The organism is Micromonospora sp. bgisy143, from assembly GCF_057708145.1.
The window spans coordinates 1-18,426 of the sequence record NZ_JBYIRN010000039.1 but is presented as its reverse complement, the minus strand read 5'-3'; the positions used below and the strand labels follow the sequence as shown (position 1 = coordinate 18,426).

At 73.5% G+C, this 18,426-nt stretch carries 13 protein-coding genes and 1 pseudogene; 7 read left to right on the top strand and 7 right to left on the bottom strand.

Annotation, left to right across the window (positions count from 1 at the left end; genetic code table 11):
* Window positions 1-40: 40 nt before the first annotated feature.
* From AC3EN4_RS29545 to AC3EN4_RS29520, 6 genes are read right to left on the bottom strand one after another with little or no spacing between them, the layout of a single operon-like run.
* Complete coding sequence (locus AC3EN4_RS29545; protein ID WP_422740157.1) at window positions 41-445, bottom strand: cupin domain-containing protein; 405 nt, start codon at window positions 443-445, stop codon at window positions 41-43.
* Window positions 438-1,217: an SRPBCC family protein gene (locus AC3EN4_RS29540; RefSeq protein WP_435209585.1), complete on the bottom strand. Its 780-nt coding sequence runs from the start codon at window positions 1,215-1,217 to the stop codon at window positions 438-440. Before AC3EN4_RS29540 ends, AC3EN4_RS29545 begins: the two co-directional genes overlap by 8 nt.
* Window positions 1,214-2,644 carry an acetyl-CoA carboxylase biotin carboxylase subunit gene (locus AC3EN4_RS29535; protein ID WP_435209583.1) on the bottom strand — a complete coding sequence of 477 codons (1,431 nt, stop codon included), beginning with the start codon at window positions 2,642-2,644 and terminating at the stop codon, window positions 1,214-1,216. Before AC3EN4_RS29535 ends, AC3EN4_RS29540 begins: the two co-directional genes overlap by 4 nt.
* 14 nt (window positions 2,645-2,658) lie before the next feature.
* A complete protein-coding gene (gene accB, locus AC3EN4_RS29530) occupies window positions 2,659-3,240 on the bottom strand; it encodes an acetyl-CoA carboxylase biotin carboxyl carrier protein (protein WP_435209581.1) in 582 nt (193 codons plus the stop codon).
* Window positions 3,237-4,964 (bottom strand): acetyl-CoA carboxylase carboxyltransferase subunit alpha, encoded by a 1,728-nt coding sequence (locus tag AC3EN4_RS29525; RefSeq protein WP_435209579.1) that lies wholly within the window; start codon window positions 4,962-4,964, stop codon window positions 3,237-3,239. Before AC3EN4_RS29525 ends, accB begins: the two co-directional genes overlap by 4 nt.
* Window positions 4,961-5,299, bottom strand: a complete 339-nt coding sequence (locus AC3EN4_RS29520; protein WP_435209577.1) for a TcmI family type II polyketide cyclase — start codon at window positions 5,297-5,299, stop codon at window positions 4,961-4,963. The genes AC3EN4_RS29525 and AC3EN4_RS29520 overlap by 4 nt, the downstream gene beginning before the upstream one ends.
* A 434-nt stretch (window positions 5,300-5,733) precedes the next feature.
* Here AC3EN4_RS29520 and AC3EN4_RS29515 point away from each other — a divergent pair, with 434 nt between their 5' ends.
* The 5 genes and pseudogenes from AC3EN4_RS29515 to AC3EN4_RS29495 all read left to right on the top strand — a co-directional run bounded on the left by AC3EN4_RS29515 (window position 5,734) and on the right by AC3EN4_RS29495 (window position 11,321).
* Window positions 5,734-6,576, top strand: coding sequence for an AfsR/SARP family transcriptional regulator (locus tag AC3EN4_RS29515; protein WP_422740151.1), 843 nt, complete (start codon window positions 5,734-5,736; stop codon window positions 6,574-6,576).
* 62 nt (window positions 6,577-6,638) lie between these two features.
* Entirely contained in the window at window positions 6,639-6,986 is a 348-nt protein-coding gene (locus tag AC3EN4_RS29510; RefSeq protein WP_422740150.1) for a TcmI family type II polyketide cyclase, read from the top strand.
* Between the two features lies 1 nt (window position 6,987).
* Window positions 6,988-8,337 (top strand): FAD-dependent oxidoreductase, encoded by a 1,350-nt coding sequence (locus AC3EN4_RS29505; protein ID WP_435209574.1) that lies wholly within the window; start codon window positions 6,988-6,990, stop codon window positions 8,335-8,337.
* 1,280 nt (window positions 8,338-9,617) lie between these two features.
* Window positions 9,618-9,854: pseudogene (locus AC3EN4_RS29500) on the top strand (helix-hairpin-helix domain-containing protein); the annotation flags it as partial.
* Window positions 9,855-10,115: 261 nt separating this feature from the next.
* Complete coding sequence (locus AC3EN4_RS29495; protein ID WP_435209572.1) at window positions 10,116-11,321, top strand: low temperature requirement protein A; 1,206 nt, start codon at window positions 10,116-10,118, stop codon at window positions 11,319-11,321.
* A gap of 9 nt (window positions 11,322-11,330) precedes the next feature.
* Here AC3EN4_RS29495 and AC3EN4_RS29490 read toward each other — a convergent pair whose 3' ends face one another.
* Window positions 11,331-12,158 carry a hypothetical protein gene (locus tag AC3EN4_RS29490; protein WP_435209570.1) on the bottom strand — a complete coding sequence of 276 codons (828 nt, stop codon included), beginning with the start codon at window positions 12,156-12,158 and terminating at the stop codon, window positions 11,331-11,333.
* 230 nt (window positions 12,159-12,388) lie between these two features.
* Between AC3EN4_RS29490 and AC3EN4_RS29485 the strand changes: the two genes are divergently transcribed.
* Window positions 12,389-12,595 (top strand): hypothetical protein, encoded by a 207-nt coding sequence (locus tag AC3EN4_RS29485; RefSeq protein ID WP_306271566.1) that lies wholly within the window; start codon window positions 12,389-12,391, stop codon window positions 12,593-12,595.
* 376 nt (window positions 12,596-12,971) lie between these two features.
* The coding region (locus tag AC3EN4_RS29480) for an ATP-binding protein (protein ID WP_435209568.1) at window positions 12,972-18,426 on the top strand (5,455 nt) is incomplete at its 3' end.

Below are 18,426 nucleotides of genomic sequence, written 5' to 3'. Positions count from 1 at the left end.
CGCGACTGCGGGGCTCGCAAACCCGGCTCACTCCTCGCGCTCACGACCCACCCCGCTGTTCGACGAGTTCGGTGTCGACGTGCCCCAGCTCCGGGCGCGGGGCCAGGGGGCCCAGGTGGAAGACCACCTCGGCCGGCTCGGTGCCGGTGTTGCGCAACCGGTGCCGCACGTTGACCGGGACGAACAGCGCCTCACCGGCGGCCACCTCGGTGGGCTGGTCGTCCAGGTCGACGGTGATCGTGCCGCGCGACACGTACAGGAACTCCTCGCTGTAGGGGTGGTAGTGCTCGGCGATCCGCTCCCCCGGCGCGAGGGTCGCCACCCCGAGGAAGCCGGAGGTGCTGCCGACGGTGCGCGGGCCCAACAGCACCCGCAGCTCACCGCCGCGTCGCCGGTCGGCCGGCACGTCCGATGCCGCGATCAGCCGGGTGCCCAGGTCACTCATCGCCGACCTCCGTCGAAACGCCGGCCGTCGAACCCTCAAGCTGCGTCGGATCGGACCTGCCGTCCTGGCCGGCGCGTTCCCGGGCGATCCGCTCCACCCGATCCTTGATCACCGCGAGTTGGATGACGCTGTTGGTGTTGATCCGCTCGGTCATGGCGGCGTTGTCGACCGGCGCGGTCGGCTTCATGGCGAAGTCCTGCGTCCAGGTCATCCGGGTGCCGTCGTCCTCCTCGGTGTAGCGCCAGTGGATCCGCATGTACTCGAACGGCCCGGTCTCCACCCGGTGCGCCCGCACCTGACGGCTCACCGGATCGGCGGTGCGCTCGCTGACCCAGCTCCACGCCACCCCGTTCTCGTCCGGGTACATGGTGAGCCGGAACCGTACGGTGTGCCCGTCGCGGTGCAGGATCTCCACCACGGCGTACTCGGTGAACAGCTCGGTCCAGTTCGCCACGTCGTTGGTGACGTCCCAGACCAGCGCGAGCGGCGCGTCGATGACCACCGAGTTCTCGGTGTGCCCGGGCGGGTCGACGCGGCGGGCGACCAGGTCGGCCACCGCCGCGATGCTCAGTTGCCCCGCCTCCTCCCCGATACTCACCTGCCACCGGTCGGCGACGACCGCGGAGAGCTCCAGCAGGGCGAGCGAGTCCATGCCCAGTTCCTCCAGCGACGCGGCGGGCGAGCGGGCCGCGGTCTCGGCGTCCAGGCCGCAGTGCGCCACCAGGATGTCGGTGATCTCGGTGGTCATCGGGCGACCATGGGTGACGGTCATCGGGTCCTCCTGTGGGTTACGTCGGGCTCCGCGGCGGGCGCGGCGCGGGGTGTGGGGGTGGCCGCCGGCCGCGACGCGGGCGCGGCGAGCAGGCGGTCGACGAGGCCGGTGGTGTAGCGGCCCTTGCGGAACCCGGCGTCGTCGAGCACCCGCCGGACGAACGGAATCGTGGTGTGCACGCCCGGACCCGCGATGTCGAACTCGTCCAGGGCGCGTTCCAGCCGGTTGAGCGCCGACTCCCGATCGGGTGCCCAGACCACGACCTTGGCCAGCAGGGAGTCGTACCAGGGGCCGACCAGGTAGCCGGCGCGGGCGTGGGTGTCCACCCGGGTGAACGGTCCGCCCGGCGGGGTGAACCGCTCCAGCCGCCCGGGGGTGGGGGCGAAGCCGCGCGCCGGGTCCTCGGTGTTCACCCGGCACTCCACCGAGACGCCGCGTAGGCGGATCTCCTCCTGCCGCCACCGCAGCGGCACGCCGGCCGCGATGTGCAGTTGCTCGTGCACCAGGTCGATCCCGGTGACCATCTCGGTGACGGGGTGCTCCACCTGGATCCGACAGTTGATCTCCAGGAAGTGGAAGCGTTCCTCGGCGTCGACCAGGAACTCCAGCGTGCCGGCGCCGACGAAGCCGACCTCCAGCGCGCCCCGCAGCGCGGTCTCCGCGATGGCGTCGAGCGTCGCGGCGGACAGCGCGGGCGCGGGGGCCTCCTCGACGAGCTTCTGGTGCCGCCGCTGCACCGAGCAGTCGCGGGTGCCCAGGTGCACGCCGTTGCCGTGGGCGTCGCAGAGCACCTGCACCTCGACGTGCCGCGCCTCGGTGAGGTAACGCTCGACGTACACCCGGTCGTCGCCGAAGGCGGCCTGGGCGGCGGCCCGGGTCCGCGCGTACGCCCGGGCCAGCTCGGCCGGACGGCGTACCACGGTCATCCCCCGGCCGCCGCCCCCGGCGGCGGCCTTGACGATCACCGGATAGCCGACGGAGTCGGCGACCTCGGCCGCCGCCGCGGCGGTCGCCACCGGCGCGACGCTCCCCGCCGGCAGGGGCAGCCCGGCCCGGCTCATCAGGGCCCGGGCCGAGGACTTGTCGGCCAGCGCCGCCATCACCGACGGCGGCGGGCCGATGAAGACCAGCCCGTTGTCCGCGCAGATCTCGGCGAAGTCGGCGTCCTCGGAGAGGAAGCCGTACCCGGGGTGCACGGCCTGCGCGCCCACCTGGCGGGCCGCCTCCACGATCGCGGCGGCGTTGAGGTAGCTGCGCCGGCTGGACGCCGGCCCGATCCGCACGGCCTGGTCGGCGAGGCGGACGGCCGCGGAGTCCGCGTCGGCGGCCGAGTAGACGACCGCCGTACGGACGCCGAGTTCCCGGCAGGCCCGTAGCACCCGCAGGGCGATCTCGCCCCGGTTGGCGATCAGCACGGTCTCGAACATGCGCACCCCCGCCGTCAGGCCGGATCCAGCTCGACCAGCGCCTGGTCGTACTCCACCGGCTGACCGTCCTCGACGAGGATCGCGACGACCCGGCCGGCCCGGTCGGCGCTCACCTCGTTCATCAGCTTCATCGCCTCGACGATCCCCACCGGCTGGCCGGGACGGACCAGGTCGCCGACGGCGACGAACGGTCGCGCACCCGGCTCCGACGCGCGGTAGAAGGTGCCGACGATCGGCGCCCGGACCGCCGCACGCCCGGGGACCGGGGGACGGATCAGCGCGGCCGGCGGCCCGGGCACGGCCGCGGGCGGCGACGGCGTGGGGGCGACCGCCGGCAGCGGCGGGGGTACGTCCGACCGTCCGACCGCCTCGTCCGGATGCCACTCGATCTCCAGCACGGTCGCCCCGCTGCGCAACCGGATCCGGCGTACCGGCCCGGCCAGCTCGGCGAGCAGATGCCGCGCCTGTCGACGGAGCCCGGCCAGCACCTCCTCGCCGTCCGGGTCGGACCCCGGATTCCCCGCAGGGAGCTGCCCGTCGACGTCCGCCCGGCCGTTCGGGCCGTCGGCGGTGGACACCGTGGCGCCGGCGGTCACCGGGCACCCACCTGGGCACCGGCGCGGGTGGCGCCGAACCGGCGGAAGCGCTGCCGTCGCAGCCGGACCAGCATCGCGGGCGGCACGTCCAGCAGTGGCAGCAGGTTGGCCAGCAGAGCGGCGCGCAGCCGCCGGGCGGTCTCGGCCGGGTCGTCGTGGGCGGCCGTCGCCGGCTCGGGGACGATCTCGTCGACGACCCCGAGGCGGCGCAGGTCGGGTGCGGTCAGCCGCAGCGCGCGGGCCGCCTGCGGGGCGGCGGAGCGGTCCGGCCAGAGGATGGCGGCGCAGCCCTCCGGGCTGATCACCGAGTAGACGGCGTGTTGGAGCATCAGCACCCGGTCGGCGACGCCGAGGGCCAGCGCGCCGCCGCTGCCGCCCTCACCGGTGATCACCGTGACGACGGGGGTCGGCAGCACGGTGAGGGTGAGGATGTTCTCCGCGATCGCCGCCGCCTGCCCCTGCTCCTCGGCGCTGATGCCCGGGTCGGCGCCGGGCGTGTCGACGAGGGTGACCACCGGCAGGCCGAGTCGGGCGGCGAGACGCATCAGCCGCAACGCCTTGCGGTGCCCGGCCGGGCTGGCCATGCCGAAGTTGCGGGCGACCAGATCGGCGGTGGTGTGCCCCTTCTGGTGGCCGATCACCATCACGTGCCGCCCGGCCAACCGGGCGATCCCGCCCACGATGGCAGGACAGTCCCCGCCGAGCCGGTCGCCGTGCAGCTCGACGAACCCGTCGAAGACCGAGTCCAGATAGTCCAGGGTGGTGGGTCGACCGGGGTGGCGGGCCGTGCGCACGGTGTCCCAGGCGTCGCCCACCTCCGGCGGCGGGCCGCCGTCGGCCGCCGCCGGCGGGACCGCGTCGGCCAGGCGCTCGTGGTCCCGCGCCGGCTCCTGACGGGGTACGGGTGTCCGCGCCGGACGGCCGGCGCGGACCGCGGCCAGCAGGGCCGCCAGCCGACCGCGCAACGACCGGCGCTGCACCACCATGTCCACCTGCCCGTGGCGCAGCAGGAAGTCGGCGGTCTGGAACCCCTCCGGCAGGGCCCGACCGGTGACCTGGCGGATCACCCGGGGACCGGCGAAGCCCATCCGGGCGCCGCTCTCGGCGAGCACCAGGTCGGTGTTGGTGGCGAAGGACGCCGCCACGCCGCCGTAGGTCGGGTCGGTGAGCACGCTGATGGTGAGCAGGCCCGCCTCGCGCAGGGCGGCGATCGCCTGGCTGACCGTGGCCATCTGCATCAGCGACAGGGCGCCCTCCTGCATCCGTGCGCCGCCGGACGCGGTGACCAGGATGAGCGGCACCCGGTCGTCGAGCGCCCGCTCGGCGGTACGGGTGATCAGTTCGCCCACCGCGGCGCCGAGGCTGCCCCCGAGGAAGCGGAAGTCCATCACCGCCAGGGCGGCCGGGTGCCCGCCGATGGTGCCGGTGCCGCAGAGGACGGCCTCGGGCAGGCCGGTGGCGGCCCGGGCGGCGGTGAGCCGGTGCGGGTACGGCAGCACGTCGACGAAGTCCAGCGGGTCCGCCTCGGGCAGCCGGTCGGGCAGCAGGCGCAGGGAGCCCGGGTCGACGAGTTGCCGCAGCCGCTCCGGCGCGCCGAGCCGGGAGTGCTCACCGCACTCCGGGCAGACGTCCAGGTTGCGGCGCAGCCGCTTGCGGTAGAGCAGGCTCGCGCAGCCGGCGCAGCGGGACCAGAGTTGCTCCTCCTGCCCCGCGACGGCGGTCACGAGCGCCCCCCGGCGTCCGGGGCGTCGTACCGGTAGAAGCAGCGCGCCATCGCGTCGCGCGGGGAGCGCCAGGACGGCAGGTACGGCGAGACGTACGGTCGGAGCCGGTCGCTGACCCGGACGAACTCGGGGTGCCCCCGGGCGGCCTCGACCGCCGGCTGCGCCGGTTGCTCGGTCTCGAGCAGGTGCACGTAGAGGTCGTGCAGCCGGTACAGCGCGCGGTGCCGGACGCCGACCAGGTGCGGCAGCTCGGTCGCGTCCGACTCGGCGAAGATCTCGGCGACCTGCTCCTGCGCGGTCGGTACGACCTTCGCGATGATCAGCGATCGGTCCATGGCTGGGCCTCCCCCCACGGCGTCCGGGCCGGGCCGATGGCCTCTCGGACGCGCTGGACGACTGCCGCCACGATGCGGCAGTCGTCGTCACGGCGGCGTCACCGCGACGGGCCGGCCGGCGACGCCCATTGGTGACGCTGCGTTGACGCAACCTGTGCATGAGCTATGCGTCCCTTGTGCAGCCCACCGGAAAGGATCGACGTTTTACCAGTTCAGAACCGATTTCATGGGCGAGATGGGGCCAACATGGGCGTTGACTCACCGTGACCGTAATTGATAATCTTCACGGTGGTCAGCCCGGCGGCTCCGGCGGGTGGTGCCGCGCCTGGACAGCCGTGGTCGGATTCCATCGACGGAGCCGACGGTGGCGACGCGGGCAGCCGATCCGGGACACAGCAGACAGTCGGGACGAGCGTTCCGCAGGGGGTGCCGCCGTGGCCGCTGATTCGTCCGTGCCGAGCGCCGCAGGTCCCGACCCGGGTGACCTCACGCTGCACCTGCTCGGCGGCTTCCGCCTCCTGCACGCCACCGCGCACATCGTGGTGCCACGCGGGCTGCAACGGGTCATCGCGCTGATCGGGCTGCGCCCCGGCGCCACCCGCAGCCAGCTCGCCGGGCTGCTCTGGCCCGACGTGTCCGAGGAGCGGGCGCTGTCGTCGCTGCGGACCGCGCTGTGGCGGCTGCGGCAGGACCCGTGCTGCCCGATGATCGTCGCCGGCGACACGGTCCGACTGGCCCCGGCCGTCCGCCTCGACGTGGACGACCTCGTCGGGACGGCCGCCCGGGTGCGCAACGGCGACGACCCGCGGAGCACCGCCGGGGCGCTCGCCGCCGGCCGGCACGACCTGCTGCCCGGCTGGTACGACGACTGGGTGCTGCTGGACCGGGAGCGGCTGCGGCAACTGCGCCTGCACATGCTGGAGCAGGTGTCCGCCCAGCACCTCGCCGCCGGTCGGCACGGCGAGGCGTTGGAGGCGGCGTTGGAGGCGATGGCCGCCGAGCCGCTGCGCGAGACGCCGCACCGGCTGGTGGTGCGGATCCACCTCGCCGAGGGCAACGCCTTCGAGGCCGTGCACGCCTTCTACGTCTACCGCGACCTGCTGCGCCGCGAGCTGCGTCTCGAACCCAGCCCGGCGATGAGCGCCCTGCTCGACGACACGCTCGCCCCGATCCGGGCGGCCAGCCGTCCGCAGCCGCCGGCCGGGACACCGCCGCTCGGCCGTCACGGACCGGGCGGCGCACGTGACGGTGATGTGACACAGCCTGCGGCACGGTGACCGCATCGAGCACGTGACCACCGGCCCGCGGGTCGGGATCGGCCACCGGCGGAAGGGGTCCCATGAGTCGTCTACTGATCGTCAGCCGGATCATCCCGGGCGCGGAGGGGCGGGTCGCCCAGATCTTCGCCGAGTCCGACGCCACCGAACTGCCCGGCCTCACCGGTGTCACGCACCGGTCCCTGTACGGCCTGCACGACGTGTTCGTGCACCTCATCGAAACCTCGGACGTGGACCCGGGCGCCCTCGCGGCCGCCCGTACCCATCCGCTGTTCCAGCAGGTCAACGAGCGGCTCGCCGCGCACACCTCGCCGTACCTGTCGACCTGGCGCTCCCCCAAGGACGCCATCGCCGAGTGCTTCTACCGCTGGGACGCGGCCGACGCGGCGGCGCCTCACCCGGCCGGCTGACATGTCCACCACCGGACCACACGTCCTGATCATCGGCGCCGGCACCGGCGGCCTGTGCCTGGCGCACGGGTTGCGCCGCGCCGGCATCAGCGTCGCCGTCTACGAGCGGCACCGGCACAGCGGCGAAGGGCTGCTCGGTTACCGGGTGGGGATCGGTCCCACCGGCAGCCGGGCGCTGCGCGACTGCCTGCCACCGCGGTTGTTCGCCACGTTCCTGGCCACCTGCGCCCGGCCGCCGAGCTACTTCAACGTCGTCACGCAGCGGCTGCGCGAGACCGCGTCGTTCGAGCTGCGGCCGGCCGTCGATCCCGTGCACACCGAGCACTCGGTGGCCCGGATGGTGCTGCGCCAGGTGCTGCTGACCGGCCTCGCCGACGTGGTGCACTTCGACAAGACCTTCGTCCGGTACGAGCAGCACGACGACGGCACGGTCACCGCGCACTTCGCCGACGGGACCAGCGCCACCGGCGACCTGCTGGTGGCGGCGGACGGCACGCACTCGGCGGTACGCCGCCAGTACCTGCCGCACGCCGTGATCCGGGACGCGGGGACCATCAACATCGCCACCCGCATCCCGTTGACCGCGCAGACCCGCAGCCTCGTGCCCGAGCGCGTCGGTCGGGGCATCTCGCTGATCTTCGGCGCCGGCGGCACGATGGGTGTGCTGCACGTGATGGAGTTCAAGTGGGACCCGGACGGGGCGGTCAAGCCCGGCGTCGGCGCCGACGACGCCGCCCTGCTGCGGGACTGGTCCGGCCTGTCGGAGCACACCAGCGCCGACTACATCAACCTGATCATCTGGAGCACCGCCCGCCGGTTCCCGTCCGACGTCCTGCAACGCCGGGGCGAGGATCTGAAACGGGTCGCGCTGGACCTGACCCCCAACTGGCACCCGCACCTGCGGGAACTGCTGCGGATCAGCGATCCGGGCAGTGTCCTGCCGATCAGGGTGAGCACGTCCGAGCCGACGCCACCGTGGAAGAGCAGCACCGTCACCCTGCTCGGGGACGCCATCCACACGATGACCCCGGGGCGCGGGGTGGGGGCGAACACCGCGCTGCGCGACGCCCGCCTGCTCTGCCAGCACCTCACCAGCGCCGCCGCCGGGGACAAGACGCTCGTGCAGGCCGTGGCGGACTACGAAGCCGCGATGGTGCCGTACGGCTTCGCACGGGTCGCCGAGTCGCTGAACCGCAGCGGCACCAACGGCGACGACCGGATGTACAAGCCGGTGGTGGGCCGTCTCGCGTTGCTCGGCGCGCGCGGCTACTTCGGAGTGACCAGCCGGGTCCCCCCGCTGCGACGCCGTTTCGTCGACGACTTCCACACCTACGAGGGCGACCAGGACTGACCACGGCACCAGCGACCCGGGTACGACGTGCACACGTCGTACCCGGGTCGCTTCGTCTCCGCCGTTGGTGGACGGGCAGGTAGGTGCGACTCTGCGTCACCTGCCGGGCACCCCGCGAGGTGGTGGTCGCGTGCCGCCGGTCCTGTCTGTCGTCGTCCGAGCGCGTGTGCGAAGCTGCGGCGAGTTTTTTTCGTGACTTTCTCGACGAGGTGTGAGGGAGGTTCGCCGTGGAGTGGTCTATCGGACACTCGCTGATAGTGGTCGTGGCGGTGCTGCTGGGCCTGGCCGCCGGATGGTTGCTGCGCGGCCGGCAGGGCGCGGGGGCCACCACCCGGCCCATCGTGGACGGTGACCCGGTCGCCGGCCTGGCCGTGGTCAGCAACCCGGAGCCACCGGCCACGACCGACGAGGCCCGGCCGGCGGCGACCATCGACCCCGCTCCGGTGGCGGTCGCCGACGAGCCGACCCCGGTGGACACGGTCAGCGCGCCGGCCGCCGTGACCACGCCGGACGACGATTCCGCGCCGAACGCCGTCGACCCCGGCGACATGGCCCTCACCGAAGCCCCGCCGACCCTTCCGACGACCGAGCGGACCGACCCGGTCGACGAGCCGGGCACGGTCGACGAGCAGCCCGCCCCGGCGACGGTGATCGCACCGCGCCAGCCGCTGGACGACAGCACCGACACCCCGTCGCCCGACAGCACGCCGGCAGAGCCCACCGACACCACGCCGGTCGTAACCACGCCCGTCGACGACACGCCCGTCGACGACACGCCCGCCGACACCACGCCGATCGAGCAGGCCGAGACCAGCCCGACCGTCACTGACGCCACCCCGGTCGAGGTCGCGCCGGTCGACGTCACGCCGGTCGAGGCCACGCCGACCGAGGTCGCGCCGGTCGCGGCCACGCCGGTCGAGGCCACGCCGGTCGCGGCCACGGCGACCGAGGTCGCGCCGGTCGCGGCCACGCCGGTCGAGGCCACGCCGGTCGCGGCCACGGCGACCGAGGTCGCGCCGGTCGCGGCCACGGCGACCGAGGTCGCGCCGGTCGCGGCCACGCCGGTCGGGGCCACGCCGACCGAGCAGGCCGACGGCGTTGCCGCCGAGAGCGCGTACACCGGGACGACGCCGGCCGAGACGACCCCGGCGGTCGCGGCGGCCGGGACGGCGGCGGACGTCGACGAGGCCGAGCCGGCGCGGGCCACGCCGCCGGTCCGCGCGGCCGACGCCGCGTCGATCCCGGCGGCCACGGCGGACACCGACCCGACCGGTCCGGCGGACGACTTCCGCCGGATCCAGGGGGTGGGGCCGAAGATGGCCGCCGCGCTGCAGGCGGCCGGCGTGCGCACCTACCGCCAGCTCGGCGAACTGGACGAGCCGGCGCTGCGCGACCTGATCCGGGCCGCCGGTCTGCGCGCCGCGCCCGGGCTGGCCAGCTGGCCCCAGCAGGCTCGGGTGCTGGCCGGCGCCGGCGACCAGGCGAGCGCCGTTCTGCCCGGCGGCGACCAGGGCTGACGCACCACCACGAACCCCCGGCCGTCCCTGCGGACCGCCGGGGGTTCGCTCGTTCCGGGCGCCCGAGCACGGTGGGGACGACGCCCGTCCTGATCGACCCCCGGGCCGATCAGCGGACCCGGCCGCCCGCGAAATCGTCGATCGACCGCCCGGTCGGGGGACGGTGCGACGAATCCCGGGGTGCGCGGGTGCGCCGCTGGCTAGCGTCGGTGAAGGTGGGCAGGACGGTCCGCCGAGTCCACCGGCACCGCAGGAGCGAGCGTGCACTACTCCGCGCCGGAGCCCGGGCCGGGCAGGACGCAACCACCGGTGCGCGACCCGGACTCCCCCCGCCGGGTGACGCTGCTCGAACTCTTCTTCGACCTGGTGTACGTGGTCGCGCTGGCGCTCATCTCGCGCGGCATGGTCACCCAGTTGGACTGGCACCGCGCCGGGCAGGCGTTGATCCTGCTGGCTGCCGTCTGGTGGACGTGGGCGATCACCACCCTCGTCACCGACCTGTACGACCCGGAACGGACCGAGATCAAGCTGCTGATCTCGGCCGTCATGTTCGGCGCGCTGCTGATGACCACGGCGATCCCGGAGGCGTTCAACGCGCGCGGCATCGTCTTCGCGGGCACGTACGTGGCCATCCACCTCGGGCGCGGGCTGTTCCTGATGCCGGCCGTGCGTCGCGAACCCCAGACCCAGCGCCGGGCGCTGCGCATCTTCAGCTGGTTCGTCGTGTCGGCGATCCCCTGGATCATCGGCGCGTTCGTGGCCGGTGACGCCCGGCTGGCGTGCTGGGCCATCGCGCTGGCCATCGACTACACCGGCTTCCGGCTGGCGTACCCGGTGCCGGGCCTCGGGGTGGTGCCGGAGCCGCAGCGCAACGTCACGGCCGAGCACCTCTCCGAGCGGTACCAGCAGTTCTTCATCATCGCGCTCGGCGACGCCATCCTGACCATCGGCACCATGTTCAACCTGGCGCACACCGAGGCGCAGAACATCGCGTCGTTCGCGGTGGCGTTCGTGACCACCCTGCTGCTCTGGCGGATCTACGTCCACAAGTCCGGCCAACTGCTGCCAACGGCCATCAAGATGTCCGGTGCGCCGGCCAAGTTCCTGTTCACCGCCCCGTACACCCACCTGTTGATGATCGCCGGGGTGGTGACCACGGCCGCCGGGTTCGACCTGGTGCTGCACGAGCATTTCGGTCGTACGCCGCCGGCCTGGGCGGCGGTGATCCTCGGTGGCCCGGCGCTGTTCCTGATCGGCCGGTCGTCGTTCGAGTACGAGGTGTTCAGCCGGGTGTCGCCGTCCCGCCCCGGCGGGCTCCTCGCGTTGCTGACGATCGCGCCCGTGGCGCTGTACCTGCCACCGCTGGCCACCTCGGTCGGCGCGATGCTGGTGCTGGCCGGGGTCGCCTACGCGGACCACCGGCGCAGCCGCGGCAAACCGCCCGAAGCCCCCGCACCGCCGCACTGAGCCGCATGGTCACACCAGCGCGCCCGCGTACCCCCGGGCCTGTAGCCGTTGCCCGGCGGTCGCGCCGAGGCGGACCTGAAGGCCCAGCGGCACGGCGGCCCGACGCACGTCGTCGACGTGCAGCGAGCCGTGCCGGTCCACGGTCAGCACCGGCGGTTCCTCCAGTTCGCCGACCGGCGCGTGGAACGAGAGCAGGGTGACCGAGGTGGTGAGGTAGCCCGGGTAGGCGGCCCGGGCCACCGCCTCGTCCGGGTGGGCCAGCACGACCAGGTCGCGCAGGTGAGCGAAGTCGGCGGCGAGCGCCCCGGCCTTCCAGTGGGCCGGCTCGTCGAGGGCTCCGGTGTGGTGCCGGGACCGGTTCGCCGACGTGATGTAGAGATGGTCGGTGCCGGCCTCGACGAGCGCCCGCTCGAAGAACGCGTTGGACGGGCAGGTGAGGCCGGGAGCGATGACCTGGGCGGTACGCAGTCCGGCGTCGACCTGCGTGAGGTGCTCGGGCAGCCGGCTGGCGGCCGGACCCCGGAAGCCGAACGGCCCGGCCCCGTAGAGCGTGTCCATCAGGGCCCGTACCCGGCCGACCGGCAACCGCGGCGAGATGCGGGTCCAGTCGAACATCCCCGGGATGCGCCCGATCGCGGTGGTGATACTGCCGACCTGGTCGACGGCCCGGCCCTTGGCCAGGTTCACCCGACATACGGTGGCCGGGTCCGGGCGGGCGACGAGAGCGTAGACGTTGGCGAACGCCACCGCGACGACCGCGCCTTCGGCGAGCGCGCGGGCAGCGACCGCGACGTCCTGGGGGCGGTCGATGTAGAGCGACGGTGTCGGGACGTCCATGGGTCCTCCTCGGCGGGCCGTGAGGCAGTTCTACGTCCGATGCCCCGCGCGGCGGCCGGGTCGGTCGGCGATCCGATAGCCGCGCGGGGAGACGTGGTGCGGGCGGCCGATGCCGACATCGGCCGGACGGACGATGCGCCCGGGTACGCCGCGCCCACCGTTTGGCGACGCGACCCGATTGGGTACAACGCCTGCACCTCAGATACACCACATTCCTTCAGGAGGCAGCGATGCGCGGCACCTCGATACTCGGAGTCATCGTCGTGATCTGGCTGGTGATCGGCGCGGTCGCCGCCGGCCAGCGGGGCTACTACAGCGGCGACGACACCAACTGCGCCGAGGCGGGGACGATCCTGGTCACGATCGTGGCCGGACCGCTGAACTACATCGGGGCCAACCCCAAGGTCGACTGCAAGCTGCCCGAGCCGTCCAAGTAGGACGAAGACGTTCCACCGGCCCGCGCCCACAGAGGGCGCGGGCCTTTTCGCTGTCCCGGGGTCGGCCGCGGCGCGTCACGGCGAACCGTCGGCCGTGGCGCGTCCGCTCGGTCAGGGGTGGGCGACGGGCCCAGGGTGGGCGCAATGGGGTGAAGAAGCCGAAAGGTGATGTCGGGGCGTTCATCGCGAAGAGGGGACATCTATCCGGCGCTCCGCGACGGACAGCCAAAAAGTTTTGTGGGGTCTCTACAATTCAGCGGCGGTTGGTTCGGCCGTTGCACCATGGCGCCGTCCGCTCCGAGCCGGAAAAGTGATCACTGCCGGGAGCCGTCGTGTCTCGGCACGTACATCATGGTCTACCAAAGGGGTCAGTCGGGTGTTCAACCGTGTCGCCATCGTCAACCGTGGTGAGGCCGCCATGCGGCTCATCCACGCGGTCCGGGAGCTGGCCGCGGAGACGGGCAGCCGGATCGAGACGGTCGCCCTCCACACCGACGTCGACCGCACGGCCACCTTCGTGCGCGAGGCCGACATCGCCTACGACCTCGGTCCGGCGTCGGCCCGCCCGTACCTGAACCTCGCGACGCTCGAGCGCGCCCTGACCGAGACCGGCGCCGACGCCGCGTGGGTCGGCTGGGGCTTCGTCGCCGAGGATCCGGCCTTCGCGGAGCTGTGCGAGAAGATCGGGGTCACCTTCGTCGGACCGAGCCCGGAGGCCATGCGCCAGCTCGGCGACAAGATCGGCGCGAAGCTGATCGCCGAGGAGGTGGGCGTGCCGGTCGCGCCGTGGAGCCGCGGCGCCGTCGAGAGCCTGGACGCCGCGACGGCGGCGGCGGCCGAGATCGGCTACCCGCTGATGCTCAAGGCGACGGCCGGCGGTGGCGGGCGCGGCATCCGCGTGGTCACCAACGACGCCGAACTCGCCGACGCGTACGAGCGCACCAGCCAGGAGGCGGCGCGGGCGTTCGGCAGCGGCATCGTGTTCCTGGAGCGCCTGGTCACCGGCGCCCGGCACGTCGAGGTCCAGGTGATCGCCGACGGTCAGGGCACCGCCTGGGCGCTGGGCGTACGGGACTGCTCGGTGCAGCGGCGCAACCAGAAGGTCATCGAGGAGTCGGCCTCGCCGGTGCTCGACAAGGCGCAGGCCGCCGAGCTGAAGACGTCGGCGGAGCGGCTCGCCGTGGCGGTCGGTTACCGGGGCGCGGCGACCGTGGAGTTCCTCTACCACCCCGGCGACCGGCTGTTCGCGTTCCTGGAGGTCAACACCCGGCTCCAGGTCGAGCACCCGATCACCGAGCTGACCACCGGTTTTGACCTGGTGAAGGCGCAGCTGCACGTCGCGTCGGGCGGCCGGCTCGTGGGTGACCCGCCCGTCGAGCGCGGGCACGCCATCGAGGCGCGGCTGAACGCCGAGGACCCCGACCGCGACTTCGCGCCGTCACCGGGGCGGATCGCGCGACTCGACCTGCCGGCCGGGCCGGGCATCCGGGTGGACACCGGCGTGAGCGAGGGCGACACCATCCCGGCCGACTTCGACTCGATGATTGCGAAGATCATCGCGTACGGGCGGAACCGGGACGAGGCGCTGGGCAAGCTGCGGCGGGCGATGGCCGACACCACCGTGATCATCGACGGTGGCGCGACGAACAAGAGCTTCGTGCTCGACCTGCTCGACCAGCCCGAGGTCATCGACGCCAGCGCCGACACCGGCTGGATCGACCGGGTCCGGGGCGAGGGCCGGCTCGTCACGCACCGGCACTCCGCCGTCGCGCTGGCCGCCGCCGCGATCGAGTCGTACGAGGAGGAGGAGCGCGCCGAGCGGCAGCGGCTGCTGTCGACCGCCGCCGGTGGACGTCCGCAGGTGCAGCACGCCAGCGGCCGACCGCTGGACCTCAAGCTGCGCGGTGTCACCTACCGGCTGCGGGTGGCCCGGATCGGCGCGCACCGGTTCCGGGTGGGCATCGAGGTGGGCGGCGACGTCCGCACGGCCGACGTCGAGCTGGACCGCTTCGACCGGCACACCGGCCAGATCGCCGTCAACGGCGCCCGGTACCGCCTGCTCACCGGCACGCACGGCCCGACCCATCTGGTCGAGGTGGACGGCGTGACGCACCGGGTCAGCCGCGACGAGGGTGGCGTCCTGCGCTCCCCCATGCCCGCACTGGTCGTCGCCACCCCGCTGGAGGTGGGCGCCGAGGTCGAGGCGGGCGCACCGGTGCTGGTGCTGGAGGCCATGAAGATGGAGACGGTGCTGCGCGCGCCGTTCAAGGCCCGGCTCAAGGAGTGCGCCGTCTCGGTGGGCAGCCAGGTGGAGGCCGGTGCGCCGCTGCTGCGGCTGGAGCCGGTCGCCGACGAGGCGTCCGACGCCGTGGCCGGCCCGAGCGGTCCCACCGTCGAGCTGGACCTGCCCGCCGCCGACGCCGGCCGATCGGCGTACGAGCGCAGCCGGCGCGGTCAGGAGGACCTGCGCGGCCTGCTGCTCGGTTTCGACGTCGACCCGCACGACGACCGCCGGGTGCTCGACGACTACCTCGTCGTACGCCGGTTGGCGGCCGAGGACGGGCACCGGCCGCTGGCCGCCGAGGTGGACCTCGTCGACGTCTTCGCCGACCTGGCCGAGCTGAGCCGTAACCGGCCGACCGGCGAGGACGGCGGCGCCCACGCGCGCAGCGACCGGGAGTACCTGCACACCTACCTGCAGAGCCTCGACGTGGAGCGGGCCGGGCTGCCGGACGCCTTCCAGGCCAAGCTCGCCAAGGCGCTCGGCCACTACGGCGTCACCGACCTGGAGCGCTCCCCCGGCCTGGAAGCCGCCGTGTTCCGGATCTTCCTGGCCCAGCAGCGCGCGTCCGTGGACGCCACCGTGGTGGCGGCGCTGCTGCGTGAGTGGCTGCGCGAGACCCCGCCGGACGAGTCGCTGCGCGAGCCCGCCGGTCTGGCGTTGGAACGGCTGATCGCCGCGACGCAGGTCCGCTTCCCGGCCATCGCCGACCTGGCCCGGGGCGTGGTGTTCGCCTGGTTCGCGCAGCCGCTGCTGCGCCGCAACCGGGCCCGCGTCTACGCGCAGGTCCGGGCCCACCTGCGACACCTGGACGCCCACCCGGACGCGCCGGACCGCGCCGAGCGCGTCGCCGAGATGGTCCGCAGCACCGAGCCGCTGGTCCGGCTGCTCGGCCAGCGGCTCGTGCGGCACCACCTCGACAACACGGTGATGCTCGAGGTGCTGACCCGCCGCTACTACGGCAACAAGGCGCTCAGCCGGGTGCGGACCCGCGAGGTCGGCGACTGCGCCTTCGTGGTCGCCGAGCGGGCGGACTCCAGTGTGGTCTCCGCGGCCGTCCGCTTCGACGGGCTGGGCGACGCGCTGCGCGGGCTCGCCGAGCTGGCCGCCACCGAGGAGTCGGTCGACGCCGACATCTACCTCGGCTGGGAGAACCAGCCGGAGGACTTCGACGCGATGGCCGCCGCGCTGCGCGACGTGCTCGCCGCCTATCCGCTGCCGGCGCAGGTCCGTCGGCTCACCGCCACCGTCGCGGGCCGCGGCGGGGCGGTCATGCACCACCACTTCACCTTCCGCCCCTCGGACGCGGGGATGGTCGAGGACCGGCTGATCCGCGGTCTGCACCCGTACATCGCGCAGCGGATGCAGTTGGAGCGGCTGCACAAGTTCGACCTGACCCGGCTGCCGTCGTCGGACGAGGAGGTCTACCTCTTCCAGTGCGTGGCGCGGGAGAACCCGGCCGACGAGCGCCTGGTGGCGTTCGCCCAGGTCCGTGACCTGACCGAGCTGCGCGAGCAGGACGGTCGGCTGGTGGCGCTGCCCACCGCCGAGGACGCGGTGGCAGCCTGCCTCGACTCGATCCGCCGGGCCCAGTCGCGCCGGCCGTCGAAGACGCGGTTCACCACCAACCGGATCGTCATCTACGTGTGGCCGCCGAGCGAGCTGACCCGCGAGGAGATGGAGATGATCGCCGGGCGGGTGCGCCCGACGACGGTGGGCGCCGGCCTGGAGGAGATCCTGTTCATCGCGCGGCAGCGCGACCGCCGCACCGGCGAGCTGACCAAGATCGCGGTACGGATCTCGTTCGACGCCCAGGGCGGCGCGGAGCTGACCGTGGGCGAGCCGCCGGCCGAGCCGGTCGAGCCGCTGGACGAGTACCGGCTCAAGGTGCTCCGGGCCAGCAGCCGCAACACGGTGTACCCGTACGAGCTGACCGCCCGGCTCGGTGAGTTCGTCGAGCACGACCTCGACGACGCGTACGCGCTGGTGCCGGTGGACCGGCCCAAGGGGCGCAACCGCGCCGCCATCGTCGCCGGCGTCGTCACCGCGCCCACCGCACGGCACCCGCAGGGCGTGACCCGGGTCGTGCTGCTCGGCGACCCGACGAAGTCGTTGGGCGCGCTGTCCGAGCCGGAGTGCCGGCGGGTGATCGCCGCGCTGGACCTGGCGGAGCGGATGCGGGTGCCGGTGGAGTGGTGGGCGCTGTCCGCCGGGGCCCGGATCTCGATGACCTCGGGTACCGAGAACATGGACTGGGTGGCGGCGGCGCTCAAGCGCATCGTCGAGTTCACCCAGGACGGCGGTGAGATCAACATCGTGGTCGCGGGCATCAACGTGGGCGCGCAGCCGTACTGGAACGCCGAGGCCACGATGCTCATGCACACCAAGGGCGTGCTGGTGATGACCCCGGACTCGGCGATGGTGCTCACCGGCAAGCAGTCGCTGGACTTCTCCGGCGGCGTCTCCGCCGAGGACAACTTCGGCATCGGCGGGTACGACCGGGTGATGGGCCCGAACGGGCAGGCGCAGTACTGGGCGCCGAACCTGACCGCCGCCCGGGACGTGCTGATGGCCCACTACGACCACACGTACGTCGCGCCCGGCGAGGACGCCCCGCGGCGGGTGACCACCACCGACCCGGTGGACCGGGACATCTCGGAGTTCCCGCACGACGTGGCGGGCAGCCCGTTCCGCACGGTCGGCGAGATCTTCTCCGCCGAGGCCAACCCGGACCGCAAGAAGCCGTTCGACATCCGGACGGTGCTGCGGGCCCTGGCCGACCAGGACCGGCCGGTGCTGGAGCGGTGGGCGGGCATGGCGGACGCCGACACGGCGGTCGTGCAGGACGCCCACCTCGGCGGCATCCCGGTGTGCCTGCTGGGCATCGAGTCCCGGTCGGTGCCGCGCCGGGGGTTCCCGCCCACCGACGGCCCGGACACCTACACGGCGGGCACGCTGTTCCCGCGCTCGTCGAAGAAGGCCGCGCGGGCCATCAACGCGGCCAGCGGCAACCGTCCGCTGGTCGTGCTGGCCAACCTGTCCGGCTTCGACGGCTCGCCCGAGTCGATGCGCAAGCTGCAACTGGAGTACGGCGCGGAGATCGGCCGGGCGATCGTCAACTTCCGGGGTCCGATCGTGTTCTGCGTGATCTCGCGGTACCACGGTGGCGCGTTCGTGGTGTTCTCGAAGGCGCTGAACCCGAGCATGACCGTGCTCGCGTTGGAGGGGTCGTTCGCCTCGGTGCTCGGTGGCGCTCCCGCCGCCGCGGTGGTGTTCTCCGCCGACGTCAACGCCCGGACGGCCGCCGACGAGCGGGTACGTGCCCTGGAGGCCCGCGTCGCCGCCGCGTCCGGCACCGAGCGCGCCGCGCTGACGGCCGAGCTCGACGAGCTGCGGTCCTCGGTGCGGGCGGAGAAGCTCGGCGAGGTGGCCACGGAGTTCGACCGGGTGCACAACATCCAGCGGGCCGTCGAGGTCGGCTCGGTGGACGCCGTGATCCGCGCCGCGGAGCTGCGTCCGCGCGTCATCGAGGCGATCGAGGCGCGGCTGA

Coding starts and splice junctions, on each gene's coding strand:
- AC3EN4_RS29545 (WP_422740157.1), bottom strand. CDS start 445: ATGAGTGACCTGGGCACCCGGCTGATCGCGGCATCGGACGTGCCGGCC.
- AC3EN4_RS29540 (WP_435209585.1), bottom strand. CDS start 1,217: ATGACCGTCACCCATGGTCGCCCGATGACCACCGAGATCACCGACATC.
- AC3EN4_RS29535 (WP_435209583.1), bottom strand. CDS start 2,644: ATGTTCGAGACCGTGCTGATCGCCAACCGGGGCGAGATCGCCCTGCGG.
- AC3EN4_RS29520 (WP_435209577.1), bottom strand. CDS start 5,299: ATGGACCGATCGCTGATCATCGCGAAGGTCGTACCGACCGCGCAGGAG.
- AC3EN4_RS29510 (WP_422740150.1), top strand. CDS start 6,639: ATGAGTCGTCTACTGATCGTCAGCCGGATCATCCCGGGCGCGGAGGGG.
- AC3EN4_RS29505 (WP_435209574.1), top strand. CDS start 6,988: ATGTCCACCACCGGACCACACGTCCTGATCATCGGCGCCGGCACCGGC.
- AC3EN4_RS29490 (WP_435209570.1), bottom strand. CDS start 12,158: ATGGACGTCCCGACACCGTCGCTCTACATCGACCGCCCCCAGGACGTC.
- AC3EN4_RS29485 (WP_306271566.1), top strand. CDS start 12,389: ATGCGCGGCACCTCGATACTCGGAGTCATCGTCGTGATCTGGCTGGTG.